At 59.9% G+C, this 15,237-nt stretch carries 9 protein-coding genes; 1 reads left to right on the top strand and 8 read right to left on the bottom strand.

The annotated features are described in order from the left end of the window. From ACR0DA_RS13380 to rpsL, 4 genes are all read right to left on the bottom strand, one after another. Positions 1-91, bottom strand: a 91-nt coding sequence (locus tag ACR0DA_RS13380; protein WP_215675807.1) for a GTP-binding protein, incomplete at its 3' end; no start/stop codon positions are given. A 60-nt stretch (positions 92-151) separates the two neighbouring features. Beyond that, positions 152-2,269, bottom strand: a complete 2,118-nt coding sequence (gene fusA / locus ACR0DA_RS13375; RefSeq protein WP_480754397.1) for an elongation factor G — start codon at positions 2,267-2,269, stop codon at positions 152-154. 18 nt (positions 2,270-2,287) lie between these two features. After that, positions 2,288-2,758 (bottom strand): 30S ribosomal protein S7, encoded by a 471-nt coding sequence (gene rpsG, locus ACR0DA_RS13370; RefSeq protein WP_093964348.1) that lies wholly within the window; start codon positions 2,756-2,758, stop codon positions 2,288-2,290. Between the two features lie 15 nt (positions 2,759-2,773). Continuing rightward, positions 2,774-3,145 (bottom strand): 30S ribosomal protein S12, encoded by a 372-nt coding sequence (gene rpsL / locus ACR0DA_RS13365; protein ID WP_005980675.1) that lies wholly within the window; start codon positions 3,143-3,145, stop codon positions 2,774-2,776. A 374-nt stretch (positions 3,146-3,519) separates the two neighbouring features. On the opposite strand from rpsL, the gene ACR0DA_RS13360 reads away from it, so the two are divergent. Further along, positions 3,520-4,326 (top strand): putative rhamnosyl transferase, encoded by an 807-nt coding sequence (locus ACR0DA_RS13360; RefSeq protein ID WP_480754396.1) that lies wholly within the window; start codon positions 3,520-3,522, stop codon positions 4,324-4,326. Here the strand turns inward: ACR0DA_RS13360 and ACR0DA_RS13355 are convergent. The 4 genes from ACR0DA_RS13355 to rpoB all read right to left on the bottom strand — a co-directional run bounded on the left by ACR0DA_RS13355 (position 4,311) and on the right by rpoB (position 15,059). Next, positions 4,311-5,180 (bottom strand): DMT family transporter, encoded by an 870-nt coding sequence (locus ACR0DA_RS13355; RefSeq protein ID WP_480754394.1) that lies wholly within the window; start codon positions 5,178-5,180, stop codon positions 4,311-4,313. The two genes, ACR0DA_RS13360 and ACR0DA_RS13355, sit on opposite strands and share 16 nt — an antisense overlap. A gap of 145 nt (positions 5,181-5,325) precedes the next feature. Continuing rightward, positions 5,326-6,435 (bottom strand): HlyD family secretion protein, encoded by a 1,110-nt coding sequence (locus ACR0DA_RS13350; protein WP_480754392.1) that lies wholly within the window; start codon positions 6,433-6,435, stop codon positions 5,326-5,328. A gap of 195 nt (positions 6,436-6,630) precedes the next feature. Further along, positions 6,631-10,872, bottom strand: a complete 4,242-nt coding sequence (gene rpoC, locus ACR0DA_RS13345) for a DNA-directed RNA polymerase subunit beta' (RefSeq protein WP_170341438.1) — start codon at positions 10,870-10,872, stop codon at positions 6,631-6,633. A 50-nt stretch (positions 10,873-10,922) separates the two neighbouring features. Then, positions 10,923-15,059, bottom strand: a complete 4,137-nt coding sequence (gene rpoB / locus ACR0DA_RS13340) for a DNA-directed RNA polymerase subunit beta (RefSeq protein WP_170341436.1) — start codon at positions 15,057-15,059, stop codon at positions 10,923-10,925. Between the last annotated feature and the right edge of the window lie 178 nt (positions 15,060-15,237).

Raw genomic sequence — 15,237 nt, 5'->3', positions numbered from 1 at the left:
CTGCGGTCAGCGTCGTCTTGCCGTGGTCAACGTGGCCAATCGTGCCAATGTTGACGTGCGGTTTTGTACGCTCAAACTTTTCCTTTGCCATGATGGCCTCCTTTTTCGGAAATGAAGGGAGCCCGGGCAGCAGGCTCCCTCTATTTTTCGGTTATGCGTATTTTGCCTGGATCTCTTCCGCGATGTTCTGCGGAACCGGATCATAGTGGTCGAACTGCATGGTGAACTGGGCGCGGCCCGACGACATCGAACGCAGAGTGTTGATGTAGCCGAACATGTTGGCCAGCGGCACGAATGCGTCGATTGCAATCGCGTTGCCGCGCGGCTCTTGTCCAGACACCTGGCCCCGACGCGAAGTCAGGTCGCCGATGATACCGCCGGTGTACTCTTCCGGGGTGATCACTTCGACCTTCATGATCGGCTCCAGCAGTTTCGCGCCGGCCTTTTTCAGACCTTCGCGCATGCACATCCGCGACGCGATTTCGAACGCCAGAACGCTCGAGTCGACGTCGTGGAATTTACCGTCCAGCAGGGCAACCTTGAAGTCGATCACGGGGAAGCCGGCCAGCGGGCCGCTGTCCATGACGGACTGGATGCCTTTTTCGACACCCGGGATGTATTCCTTCGGAACGGCACCACCAACGATGCGGCTTTCGAACGAATAACCTTCGCCCGGTTCGGTGGGAGTGATCTCGAGCTTGACCTCAGCGAACTGACCCGAACCACCCGACTGTTTCTTGTGGGTGTAGGTATGTTCGATCGGCATCGAGATGGTCTCACGATAGGCCACCTGCGGCGCACCGATGTTGGCTTCGACCTTGAACTCGCGCTTCAGACGGTCGACCAGGATGTCCAGGTGAAGTTCGCCCATGCCCTTCATGATGGTCTGACCCGATTCCAGGTCGGTTTCCACGCGGAAGGACGGGTCTTCGGCGGCCAGACGGGCCAGACCCTGAGACATCTTTTCCTGGTCGCCCTTGGTTTTGGGCTCGACCGCGATCTCGATCACCGGATCGGGGAAGGTCATGGTTTCCAGAACCACGGGATCCTTCGGATCGCACAGGGTGTCACCGGTGGTGGTGTCTTTCAGACCCGCCAGAGCGATGATGTCGCCTGCGAACGCTTCTTCGATCTCTTCCCGGTTGTTCGAGTGCATCATCATCATACGACCGATGCGCTCTTTCTTGCCTTTGGTCGAGTTCAGGATCGAGTCGCCCTTGTTCAGAACGCCCGAGTAGATCCGGGTGAAGGTCAGCGAGCCAACGAAGGGGTCGTTCATGATTTTGAACGCCAGGCCCGAGAAGGCCATGTCATCGTCAGCGCGACGCGCGATGTTACGGACTTCTTCCTCGTCACCGGGTTTGAAGCCCATGTAGTCGACAACGTCCAGCGGGCTGGGCAGATAGTCGATCACGGCGTTGAGCAGTGGCTGAACACCTTTGTTCTTGAACGCCGAACCACCCAGAACCGGCACGAAGTGCAGCGCCAGGGTGCCCTTGCGCAGCAGTTTGCGCAGGGTCGGAATGTCGGGCTCGTTGCCTTCCAGGTATTCCATCATCGCGTCGTCGTCTTCTTCGACGGCCGCTTCGATCATCTTGCCGCGCCATTCTTCAGCCATGTCCTTCAGGCTGCCGCGGATCGGAGCTTTGACCCAGCTTGCACCCAGGTCTTCGCCCTGCCACAGCCATTCTTCCATGGTGACCAGGTCGATCAGGCCTTCCAGCTCGTTCTCTGCACCGATCGGGATACCGACAGGGACGGCGCGCGCGCCGGTGCGGTCTTCGATCATGCGAACGCAGTTGAAGAAGTCGGCGCCGATCTTGTCCATCTTGTTGACGAAGACCATGCGCGGAACTTTGTAGCGGTCAGCCTGACGCCACACGGTTTCGGTCTGGGGTTCAACACCGGCGTTTGCGTCCAGAACGCAGACGGCACCGTCGAGAACCGCCAGCGAACGCTCGACTTCGATGGTGAAGTCAACGTGGCCGGGGGTGTCGATGATGTTCAGGCGGTGCTTGGGGGTATCGGCGGTCTGACCGTCCTCGGTGCGCTCCCAGAAGGTGGTGGTCGCAGCCGAAGTGATGGTGATGCCGCGTTCCTGCTCCTGCTCCATCCAGTCCATGGTGGCTGCACCATCGTGCACCTCACCGATGTTGTGGGATTTGCCGGTGTAATACAGGATACGCTCCGAGCAGGTGGTCTTGCCTGCATCGATGTGCGCCATGATACCGAAGTTACGGTATAGTTCGAGCGGATATTCGCGTGCCATTTGGATAAGCCTCTGGGATTACCAACGATAGTGGCTGAAGGCTTTGTTCGCCTCGGCCATCTTGTGGGTGTCTTCGCGCTTCTTAACGGCAGTACCGCGGGACTGTACGGCGTCCAGCAGTTCGCCGGCGAGGCGTTCTTCCATGGTGTTTTCGTTGCGGCCGCGCGCGGCGGTGATCAGCCAGCGGATGGCCAGAGCTTCGCGGCGCTCGGGGCGCACTTCGACCGGAACCTGGTAGGTTGCACCACCAACCCGGCGCGAGCGAACCTCGACCGACGGCTTGATGTTGTCGAGTGCTTCGTGGAACACCTCGACAGGAGCGCGTTTGATCTTGCTCTCAACGCGGTCGAAGGCGTTGTAGACGATACGCTCTGCGACCGACTTCTTGCCGTCGATCATCAGGTTGTTCATGAACTTGGTCAGGACCTTGTCGCCAAATTTGGCGTCAGGCAGGACTTCGCGTTTTTCGGCGGCGTGACGACGTGACATATCAGCCTCTCCTTCTTACTTGGGACGCTTCGCGCCGTATTTCGAACGACGTTGCTTACGGTCTTTGACGCCCTGGGTATCCAGTACACCACGCAGGATGTGGTAGCGGACACCCGGAAGGTCTTTCACACGGCCGCCACGGATCAGAACAACCGAGTGCTCTTGCAGGTTGTGGCTTTCACCCGGGATGTACGAAATGACTTCGTAACCGTTGGTCAGGCGCACTTTGGCAACCTTACGCATAGCCGAGTTCGGCTTCTTCGGCGTGGTGGTATACACGCGGGTGCAGACGCCGCGCTTCTGCGGGCACTGCTCCAGGTGCATGGACTTCGAGCGTTTTACTTTGGGCTGCCGCGGTTTGCGGATCAGCTGTTGAATAGTTGGCATTCCGGTTTCTTCCCCGTTTTGCAACACACATGACATGCACGCGCGTTGCGTGCGGCTAACTTCGCTGCGCCAATGCGTCCACAAGCGCAAAACCCGCGAGCGTTCCCATTCCGAGGTGAACGTCGCGGTTGGTTATCAGAGGGCGCGAACTGCAAAATTGTCCGGGCCTTGACCAGTTCAATACTGAAATCGGTTTTGGGGCGGCCCCCGGTACCGAGATGACGGGCGTATAGGGGGAGTCGGCCCGACTGTCAACAGCCCCGGCAGATGCCCGCCCGCCTTGCAGCCGTGCGTCGCGGCGGAAGCGACATCGGTTGCGGTGTCACATCCCTCGGGGCATAGTCCGCACTGGTGTATTCGTACCGGAAGTGAAGATGCAAGTCATTGGTCTGTGCCGTTTCTCCTACCCGGCCATCGGCGGGTTCCAGACCATGCACGAGTCGGTCGAAGCGCGCCGGCGCTATCTGTATGACCCCCGGCGTCTGGACGAGCGGTTCCGCCTGTTCGAGACCTGCGCCCTGCCCGCCCTACGCGCCCAGACGGATCCGCGGTTTCAGTTTCTGATCGTGACGGGGACCTGCCTGCCTAGGGTCGCCCGTGATCGTCTGAACGACCTGACTTCGGGCATGAAACAAGTGCAAATCGTCTCGCAGGAACCCGGCCGGCATCGCTCTGTCATGAAGGACGTCCTGAACCGGGCACGCCTGAACCCTGACCTGCCATGCCTGCAGTTCCGTCATGATGACGACGATGCGATTGCGGTGGATTTCGTCGAATTGCTGCGCCGCGCGGTTCAGGACGCCGAAGGGCTGGTGCGGCGCAACAAGATGGTTGCCATCGATTTCAATCACGGCTTTCTTGCCCGGTTCGACGCCAGCGGAATCCAGGCCACGCCGGTTCACCGGTCCCTGCTGGGTGTTGGTTTTGGGATGTATGTGCGCGGCGGTTGTGAGCTGGCGATCATGAACTTTGCCCACCAAAAGATCGGCAACTTCATGCCAGTCATCAGCCAGAACGAACCGCCGATGTGGGTGCGCACTCTCAACGGGTTCAACGATTCACCCAACACCCGTACAAGCAAGGCCAAGCTGGAACCTCTGACCCCCGCTCTGGCAAAGCAGTTCGAAACCCGGTTTGCAATTGATCAGACGATGGTCCGACGCGTCTATTCGGACGCCTGAAGCGCCCGCTCGCGAAAGAGGGTGAACAGGCCCGCGCTGACCACCAGTGCGGCGCCCAGCATGGTGATCCGGTCGGGCCAATCTCCGAATACTGCCCATCCCAGACCCAAGGCCCAGATCAGGCTCGAGTATCGGAACGGCGCGACAAAGCTGACCTCGCCAACGCGCATCACCATGACGCTGAAGAGATACCCCAGCAGGACGAAAACAGCCGCCGAGGCAATCAACATCCCCGACCCGGCCGTCATCGGCACCCAACCGTCAAAAGCCGAGGCAACTGCCGCACCGGTGGTAATCGTCAATGAGGTTGCCAAAGTGACCACCATCGACGGTACCTCGGGCGACATTCGGCGGGTGATCAAATCCCGAGCCGTCACGCAGATGACGGCAATCAGGGCATACATGGCATAGATGCTGAATCCGTCCGGACCGGGTCGCACGATCAGCAGCATGCCTGCAAACCCCAATGCAATGGCCATGATCCGCCGCCACCCGATCTGTTCCGAAAAGAACAGGGCCGCACCCAGGGTTACGGTCAGCGGCAGGGCCTGCAGAACCGCGGTCACATTGGCCAGTGGCATGTGCATCAATGCCGTGAGGAAGAAGAACGTCGCCGACAATTCCGCCACACAGCGAAAAGCCACCAACCAGCGGTCGTGCCGCCCGAACCGCAGATGCAATGCCCCCAGATGCCGGGCCAGCGCAAAAACCAGGATGGTCGCCAACAATCCGCGCAGAACCACCAGTTGGAACAGTGGCACCTCCTGACCAGCCGCCTTGACCAGTGTATCGTTCACAGTGAATGCGGCCATGCTGCCCATCATCAGCAGGGCGCCTTTGACGTTCGGTGTCATTGCCTTGGCCCGGTTTCAATCTGGTCCCGGCATTGGCATCTCACATGAGCAGATTGTCAACTTGTGATCCGGCCAATTCGATATTGTTTGGTCCGATCGCGGTTGTACCTGATCACTGCCATGGGGCGGTTTTCTGTGTTCCAGCCTACAGGTAGTTCAGCTTCTGCGTGACCCAGAACAGTATCTCTGCAAGTGGCGAAATCGGCCCGGCCTTGTCTGTCATCACAAGCGCGGTGCCCGACGCGCCGAATTGAAGTGTTTCCAGAGGTACATCGCCAGGAAGTTCGATGAGGACCGGAAAGCTGGTGATCCCGACAAGTTCGCGCATCGAGGGCAAACCGGATCGGAGATCCAGTGCGCCCTCAGACAAGGCCGGCGGAAACCCCGAAATAGTTCCCATGATCTCGGATCCCGGCTGGGTTCGCAGCGCCACACGGATTTCATCGCCAAGGCCGACATTGGATCGGCTGGATTGGGGCAGCGAGGCCACCAACGCGTGGTTCGTCGGATCTATGAAGGTCAATGCGCCCTGGAAGGTTGTCGCGCGATTGCCCGGGCGCAGCGTGACCGCACTGACGATCCCGTCGCCCGGCGCAAAGACTTCCGTCTGCTTGAGGTTCCATTCGGCCTGCGCAAGCGCCTGTTCGGCCTCCACGACCGCCACATCCTCACCGTCGATCTGAGCCGCGATCCGGCGCTCCAGCCCTGCTTTTCGGGCTTCTGCTGCACGAATGCTTGCGGTGAGTTGTTCGATCGTCGCGACCGCTTCCTGCAGTTTGAAGGTGGTGGATGCGCCACGCTCTTCCAGTTGAACGATGTCATCCCGCCGCTGCTGCCCAAAAACAAGTTGCGCGGTCAATGAAGCGATATCGGCTTCGGCAGCCGCCAGATCCGTGGTCAATTGGTCCGCTGCCGACCGGGCGGCTTCCAGAGATGCCTCCAGCCGCGCTACCTCGAGCACGTAGAACTCGGGATCGATTCTGAACAAGAGATCGCCTTCGTTGACCTTCTGGTTCGGCTCAACGGCAACTTCGACGACCGTTCCGGAGACATTAGGCACAATGCTTGTCTGAACACCCAGAACCGACACAGGCCCCGTAGGCGCCGTGTGGTTGAGTGCGCCGATGACAACCAACGCGACGACGGCGGCCCCACCGTATGAAACGGTCTTCCAGAAGCCATTCCAGGGCAGCAGGCTGAACTTGGAGAAGACCAGCCAAATCACGCCAAAATACAATCCAAGGACTATGAGCATCCGATCAAGACCCGTGTTGAGTTCCAAACAGTGATGACGGGAGCAATTCCATTACCACATTCTGATTTTTGAGTATGCAGCAGTTCCATTTGAAATCACAGTGTTTGGATCGAACCCTGGCCGCTTCCGGCACCGGCCGAAACAAAAAAGGCCCCGCGGAACCGCAGGGCCTTTCTGAGTTTCTCGTCGCCGATATTATTCGCGGCTTTCCGGAGTTTCCACCAGCGAGTCCAGCTCGTCGCCGACCATGTCATCATCCATCATCGGAGCGGCCAGCGCGGCTGCGGCCTCGGCCTCTTCGCGACGTGCCTCGATGACGACATTGTCACGCTGCTGCGCGATCTGGCGGACACGCTGTGTCGCACCACCGGTACCGGCCGGGATCAGACGGCCGACGATGACGTTCTCTTTCAGGCCAACCAGCTTGTCCTTCTTGCCCTGAACCGAAGCTTCGGTCAGCACACGGGTGGTTTCCTGGAAGGATGCCGCCGAGATGAACGAACGCGTTTGCAGCGATGCCTTGGTGATCCCCAGAAGGATCGGCTCGCCCTGGGCCGGACGACCACCGCGGGCGATGGTCTTCTCGTTGGCCGCGTCGAACTCCTGTTTGTCGACATGCTCGCCCTTCAGCAGGGTGGTGTCGCCCGAGTCCAGGATCTCCCACTTCTGCAGCATCTGGCGCACGATGACTTCGATGTGCTTGTCGTTGATCTTCACACCCTGCAGGCGGTAGACCTCTTGCACCTCGTTGATCATGTAGTCAGCCAGCGCCTCGACACCCATGATCGACAGGATGTCATGCGGAGCCGGGTTGCCGTCCATGATGTAGTCACCCTTCTGCACGAAGTCGCCTTCCTGAACCGGGATGTGCTTGCCCTTGGGCACCATGTACTCGATCGTCTCCAGCGACTCGTCGACCGGCTCGATGCTGATGCGACGCTTGTTCTTGTAGTCGCGGCCAAAGCGCACGTAACCATCGGCTTCCGCGATGATTGCGTGATCTTTCGGACGACGCGCTTCGAACAGTTCGGCCACACGCGGCAGACCACCGGTGATGTCCTTGGTCTTGGCGCCTTCACGCGGAATACGCGCAACAACGTCACCGGCTTCGATCTTCTGACCGTCTTCGACCGACAGGATCGCGTCCACAGACATCGGATAGTGAACCGGGTTGCCCGCATCGTTTCGGACCGGCTCGCCGTTGTCGTCCACCAGAATGATCTCGGGCTTCAGATCGCTGCCTTTGGGGGCGGCGCGCCAGTCGATCACGATCTTCTGGGTCATGCCGGTTGCATCGTCGGTCTCGTCGCGGACAGCAATGCCCGAAACCAGGTCGACGTATTTTGCGGTACCGGCTTTCTCGGCGATGATCGGCAGGGTGTAGGGGTCCCACTCGAACAGCTTGTCGCCGCGCTTGACCTTGGTGCCTTCCTTGACGAACAGCTTCGAACCGTAGCCCAGCTTGAAGCTGGCGCGCTCTTCGCCGTGTTCGTCGTTGATCACCAGCTTCATGTTCCGGCCCATGACCAGGCTTTCGCCGGCGGCATTGACCAGAATCTGCGGGTTCTCAAAGGCAACGACACCGTCCTGGTTCGCTTCCTGGAACGACTGCTGACCACCTTGCGCAACACCACCGATGTGGAAGGTCCGCATCGTCAGCTGCGTACCCGGTTCACCGATCGACTGCGCGGCGATGATGCCGACAGCCTCACCGGTGTTCACCATGGTCCCGCGTGCAAGGTCACGACCGTAGCAGGTTGCACAGACGCCTTCCTCGGACTCACAGGTCAGAGGCGAGCGGATGCGCATCGAGGCAACACCGGCCTCGTCGATCGTATCGGCCATGCGTTCGTCGATCAGCTGTCCGGCGGCGACGATGACCTCGTCGGTTCCCGGACGCAGAACGTCATCTGCGGCCACACGGCCCAGAACGCGTTCCGCCAGCGACGCGACGACTTCACCGTCATTGACCGCGGCCTCAGCCGTGATCGCACGGTCGGTTCCGCAATCAACCTCGCGCACGATGCAATCCTGCGCCACGTCAACAAGACGACGGGTCAGGTAGCCCGAGTTCGCCGTCTTCAGAGCGGTATCCGACAGACCCTTACGGGCACCGTGGGTCGAGTTGAAGTATTCAAGAACGGTCAGACCTTCCTTGAAGTTCGAGATGATCGGTGTCTCGATGATGTCGCCGTTCGGCTTGGCCATCAGGCCGCGCATGCCGCCCAGCTGCTTCATCTGGGTTACCGAGCCACGCGCACCGGAGTGCGCCATCATGTAGACCGAGTTCGGCTCTTTGTCGGCGCCGCCCTCATCCTTGGCCACGGCCGAGATGGTGCGCATCATGGCTTCGGTTACGCGGTCGTTACACTTCGACCAGGCATCGACAACCTTGTTGTACTTTTCGCCCTGAGTGATCAGGCCGTCCATGTACTGCTGTTCGAAGTCTTTCACCTGTTCGCGGGTTTCGTCCACGATGCCCCACTTGTCCTCGGGGATCACCATGTCGTCCTTGCCGAACGAGATACCGGCCTTGAACGCTTCCTTGAAGCCCATCGACATGATCTGGTCGCAGAAGATCACCGACTCTTTCTGTCCGCAGTAGCGGTAGACGGTGTCGATCACCTGCTGCACTTCTTTCTTCCGCAACAGGCGGTTGACCAGTTCAAACGGTGCCTTGTTGTTCTTGGGCAGCAGAGCCCCCAAGCGAACACGGCCCGGCGTGGTTTCAAAACGCTTCTGAACCTCGTTGCCTTCTTCGTCGATCTGAGTGATCCGCGCGGTGATTTTCGAGTGCAGGTGCACCTCGCCCGCGTCCAGCGCGTGCTGGACTTCGTCGATCGAACCAAAGACCTTGCCTTCGCCTGGCATGCCTTCGCGTTCCAGGGTCACGTAGTAGAGACCCAGGATCATGTCCTGCGACGGAACGATGATCGGCGCGCCGTTTGCAGGCGACAGAACGTTGTTCGTCGACATCATCAGAACACGCGCTTCCAGCTGCGCCTCAAGGCTCAGCGGAACGTGAACGGCCATCTGGTCACCGTCGAAGTCGGCGTTGAAGGCCGAACAGACCAGCGGGTGCAGCTGGATTGCTTTACCTTCGATCAGGACCGGCTCGAACGCCTGAATGCCAAGACGGTGCAGCGTCGGCGCACGGTTCAGCATGACAGGGTGTTCGCGGATCACTTCGTCGAGGATATCCCACACTTCGGGACGCTCTTTCTCGACCAGTTTCTTCGCCTGTTTCACGGTCGAAGACAGACCCTTGGCTTCAAGGCGCGAGTAGATGAATGGCTTGAACAGTTCCAGCGCCATCTTCTTGGGCAGACCACACTGGTGCAGCTTGAGCTCGGGGCCGGTCACGATGACCGAACGGCCCGAGAAGTCGACGCGCTTACCCAGAAGGTTCTGACGGAAGCGGCCCTGCTTGCCTTTCAGCATGTCCGACAGCGATTTCAGCGGACGCTTGTTGGCACCCGTGATCACGCGGCCACGACGGCCGTTGTCGAACAGAGCATCCACGGACTCCTGCAGCATCCGCTTTTCGTTGCGGACGATGATGTCAGGCGCGCGCAGTTCGATCAGACGCTTCAGACGGTTGTTCCGGTTGATGACGCGGCGATACAGGTCGTTCAGGTCCGAAGTCGCGAAACGGCCACCATCCAGCGGAACCAGCGGACGCAGTTCCGGCGGAATGACCGGGATCACGGTCATCACCATCCACTCGGGGCGGTTGCCCGACTCGAGGAAGGATTCAACAACCTTCAGACGCTTGATGATCTTCTTGGGCTTCAACTCGCCGGTTGCTTCGGCCAGATCAGCGCGCAGCTGCTCGGCTTCGGCTTCCAGATCGATCTGGGCCAGCATCTCACGGATGGCTTCGGCACCGATATTCGCCGTGAACGCGTCCATGCCATAGGCATCCTGCGCGTCCATGTACTCTTCCTCGGTCAGCATCTGGCCGTAGGTCAGGTCCGTCAGACCGGGCTCGATGACGACATAGTTTTCAAAGTACAGAACGCGTTCCAGATCGCGCAGCGTCATGTCCAGCATCAGACCGATGCGCGACGGCAGCGATTTCAGGAACCAGATGTGAGCGACCGGCGCGGCCAGCTCGATGTGGCCCATACGCTCACGGCGAACCTTCTGCAGGGTGACTTCCACACCGCATTTCTCGCAGACAACGCCGCGATACTTCATCCGCTTATATTTGCCGCACAGACATTCGTAATCTTTGATCGGGCCAAAGATACGCGCGCAGAACAGACCGTCACGTTCAGGCTTGAACGTCCGGTAGTTGATGGTTTCAGGCTTCTTGATCTCACCATAGGACCAAGACAGGATCCGCTCGGGCGACGCCAGCGAGACCTTGATCTCGTCGAAAACCTTGGGCGGCGTCAGCGGGTTGAACGGGTTGTTGGTGATTTCCTGGTTCATTTGTTACCTCAAATCTTGCGGAAGGGGGGACGGGAGAAAGGGCAGCGCCCTTACTCCTCAACCTCCGCATCCAGGAGTTCCATATTCAGGCCGAGGCCACGGACTTCTTTAACCAGAACGTTGAACGATTCCGGTACGCCCGCCTCGAAGTTATCCTCGCCCTTGACGATCGACTCATAGACCTTGGTCCGGCCGGCGACGTCATCCGATTTCACGGTGAGCATCTCCTGCAGGGTGTAGGCGGCGCCGTAAGCTTCCAGAGCCCAGACCTCCATCTCACCAAAGCGCTGACCACCGAACTGCGCCTTACCGCCAAGCGGCTGCTGGGTCACCAGGCTGTACGGCCCGGTCGAACGCGCGTGGATCTTGTCGTCCACCAGGTGGTGCAGTTTCAGCAGGTACTTGATGCCCACGGTCACCGGACGCGCGAACTGCTCGCCGGTGCGGCCGTCGAACAGGATCGACTGACCGCTTTCCGAGAAACCGGCGCGGATCAGCGCGTCGTTGACGTCGGCCTCTTTGGCGCCGTCAAAGACCGGGGTTGCGATCGGAACACCGCGGGTCACGTTGCTGGCCGCTTCGATCAGCTGATCTTCGTCCATGCCGCTGATGCCCTCTTCGTAGACATCCTCGCCATAGGCGTGTTTCATCGCGTCACGAACCGGCGTCAGGTCGCCCGAGCGGCGGTATTCCTGCAGCGCCTCGTCGATCTTCAGACCCAGACCGCGCGCGGCCCAACCCATGTGGGTTTCAAGGATCTGACCGACGTTCATACGCGACGGCACGCCCAGAGGGTTCAGACAGAAGTCGACCGGAGTACCATCCGCAAGGAACGGCATGTCCTCCATCGGCACGACCTTCGAGATCACACCCTTGTTCCCGTGACGGCCGGCCATCTTGTCGCCCGGCTGCAGCTTGCGCTTCACGGCGATGAAGACCTTGACCATCTTCATCACGCCCGGCGGCAGGTCGTCGCCACGGCGGACCTTCTCGACCTTGTCTTCGAAACGGGCATCCAGGGCGCGTTTCTGCACCTCGTACTGCTCGTTCAGAGCCTCGACGATCTGGGCGTCCTTCTCGTCTTCCAGCGCCAGCTGCCACCACTGACCGCGGGTCAGCGACTCGAGCAGCTCTTCGGTGATCTCCGAGCCCGCCTTGACGCCTTTCGGCCCCTTGACGGCGGTTTTGCCCAGGATCATCGACTTGAGACGCGCATAGATGTTGCGGTCGAGGATCGCCAGTTCGTCGTCCCGGTCACGGGCCAGACGTTCGACTTCCTCACGCTCGATCTGCAGCGCACGCTCGTCTTTCTCGACGCCGTGACGGTTGAAGACGCGGACTTCGACGACCGTACCGTAATCGCCTGGCTTCACGCGCAGCGAGGTGTCGCGCACGTCAGATGCTTTTTCACCGAAGATGGCGCGCAGCAGCTTTTCTTCCGGGGTCATCGGGCTTTCGCCCTTCGGAGTGATCTTGCCGACCAGAATATCGCCCGGTTCAACATCCGCACCGATGTAAACGATGCCCGCCTCGTCGAGGTTGCGCAGCGCTTCTTCACCGACGTTCGGGATGTCGCGGGTGATCTCTTCCGGGCCCAGCTTGGTGTCACGGGCGGCGACTTCGAATTCCTCGATATGGACCGAGGTAAAGACGTCGTCACGCGCGATACGTTCCGAGATCAGGATCGAGTCTTCGTAGTTGTAACCGTTCCACGGCATGAACGCGACGACCACGTTCTTACCCAAGGCCAGTTCACCCATATCGGTCGACGGACCATCGGCAATGACTTCGCCCTTCTGGACGGTGTCACCCACCTTGATCAGCGGACGCTGGTTGATGCAGGTGTTCTGGTTCGAACGCTGGAACTTGCGCAGACGATAGATGTCAACACCCGCGTCGCCCAGTTCCAGATCTTCGGTGGCGCGGATAACGATACGCTGGGCATCAACCTGGTCGATGATGCCGGCACGTTTCGCCTGGATCGCAGCACCCGAGTCGATCGCAACCTTTTCCTCAATCCCGGTACCGACCAGCGGCGCCTCGGCCCGCAGCAGCGGAACCGCCTGACGTTGCATGTTCGAGCCCATCAGAGCGCGGTTGGCGTCGTCATTTTCAAGGAACGGGATCAGCGAGGCCGCAACCGAGACCAGCTGCTTCGGCGAAACGTCGATCAGGTCCACGTTCTCGCGCGGGGCAAGCGTGTAGTCACCGGCCTGACGGGTCGAGACCAGATCGTTGATGAACTTGCCATCCGTATCCAGCGTCGCGTTGGCCTGGGCCACGGTGTGACGCATTTCCTCGGTCGCGGACATGTAGTGAACCTCATCGGTCACCTGCCCGCCTTTCACGACGCGATAGGGGGTTTCGATGAAACCGTACTTGTTCACGCGGGCAAAGGTGGCCAGCGAGTTGATCAGACCGATGTTCGGACCTTCAGGTGTTTCAATCGGGCACATCCGACCATAGTGGGTCGGGTGCACGTCGCGCACCTCAAAACCCGCACGCTCGCGCGTCAGACCACCCGGGCCAAGCGCCGACAGGCGGCGTTTGTGGGTGACTTCCGACAGCGGGTTGGTCTGGTCCATGAACTGCGACAGCTGCGAGCTGCCGAAGAATTCACGCACGGCGGCCGCCGCCGGTTTCGCGTTGATCAGGTCCTGCGGCATGACGGTGTCGATCTCGACCGACGACATGCGCTCTTTGATGGCGCGTTCCATGCGCAGCAGGCCGACGCGGTACTGGTTTTCCATCAATTCGCCGACCGAGCGCACACGACGGTTGCCCAGGTGGTCGATGTCGTCCACGTCGCCCTTGCCGTCACGCAGCTCGACCAGTGCCTTGATGCAGGCCACGATGTCTTCGCGGCGCAGAGTCCGCAGGGTGTCCGGAGCATCCAGGTTCAGGCGCATGTTCATCTTCACGCGACCAACGGCCGACAGATCATAGCGCTCGCTGTCGAAGAACAGGGTATCGAACAGAGCCGACGCGGCCTCGACGGTGGGTGGCTCGCCTGGGCGCATGACGCGGTAGATGTCCATCAGCGCGCTTTCGCGGCCCATGTTCTTGTCCTGCGCCATGGTGTTGCGGATGTACGGACCGACGTTGATGTTGTCGATGTCCAGAACCGGAATGTCGGTGATGCCGGCATCGATCAGCTCCTTCACGGTGCCGCCGATCAGCTCGCCATCCTTGTCATATTCCAGGGTCAGCTCATCACCGGCTTCGACATAGATCGCACCGGTTTCTTCATTTATGATGTCCTTGGCGACGAACTTGCCGACGATGTGGTCGAACGGCACCAGTAGGTCGGTGACCTTGCCCTCGTCGATCAGCTGCTTGACCGCGCGCGGGGTGACCTTCTTGCCGGCTTCGGCAATCACTTCACCGCTTTTTGCGTCGATCAGGTCATAGGTGGGACGGGTGCCGCGCACACGTTCGGGGAAGAACGGGGTGACCCAGCCCTTCTTCTTGTTCAGCTTGTAGGACACGGTGTCGTAATACGCGTCCATGATCGCTTCCTGGTCCAGGCCCAGGGCATAGAGCAGCGTGGTCACCGGCAGTTTGCGGCGACGGTCGATGCGTGCGTAGACGATGTCCTTGGCGTCGAACTCGAAGTCCAGCCAGCTGCCGCGGTACGGGATAATGCGGCAGGCAAACAGCAGCTTGCCCGAGGAGTGAGTCTTGCCCTTGTCGTGGTCGAAGAACACACCGGGCGACCGGTGCATCTGGGACACGATCACGCGCTCGGTGCCGTTCACGATGAAGGTGCCGTTCGGCGTCATCAGGGGCATGTCGCCCATGAACACGTCCTGTTCCTTGATGTCCTTGACCGATTTGGCCCCGGTGTCTTCGTCGACATCAAACACGATCAGGCGCAGGGTGACCTTCAGCGGCGCGCTGTAGGTCATATCGCGCTGCATGCACTCTTCAACGTCGTATTTCGGCTTTTCCAGCTCGTATTTCACGAATTCCAGCACGGAAGTTTCGTTGAAATCCTTGATCGGAAAGACCGATTGGAACACGCCATTGATACCTTCGCCGTCGGTCGGCTGGTCGGCATCGCCAGAGCGCAGGAATAGATCATAGGAGGATTTCTGGACCTCGATGAGGTTCGGCATTTCCAGGACTTCGCGGATTTTGCCGTAGTATTTCCGAAGACGTTTCTGGCCAAGGAACGATTGAGCCATGTCAGATGTCACCTTTCGATGTTCTCAGCGGGCAAAAACACCGTCGGGCCCCGGCGCCTTGCACATACGAGACGACACGTCCGGATCAATTCGTGGCCACCGTCCCGAATGGTAGCCTCCCGATCCGCGAACCGCGTCTTAGAAAACGCCCCAGCACATGAGGCCCTTTCTAAGACAG

The sequence above is a fragment of the Ruegeria sp. CI8 genome, assembly GCF_056536865.1.
This window is presented reverse-complemented; position numbering and strand designations above follow the sequence as displayed.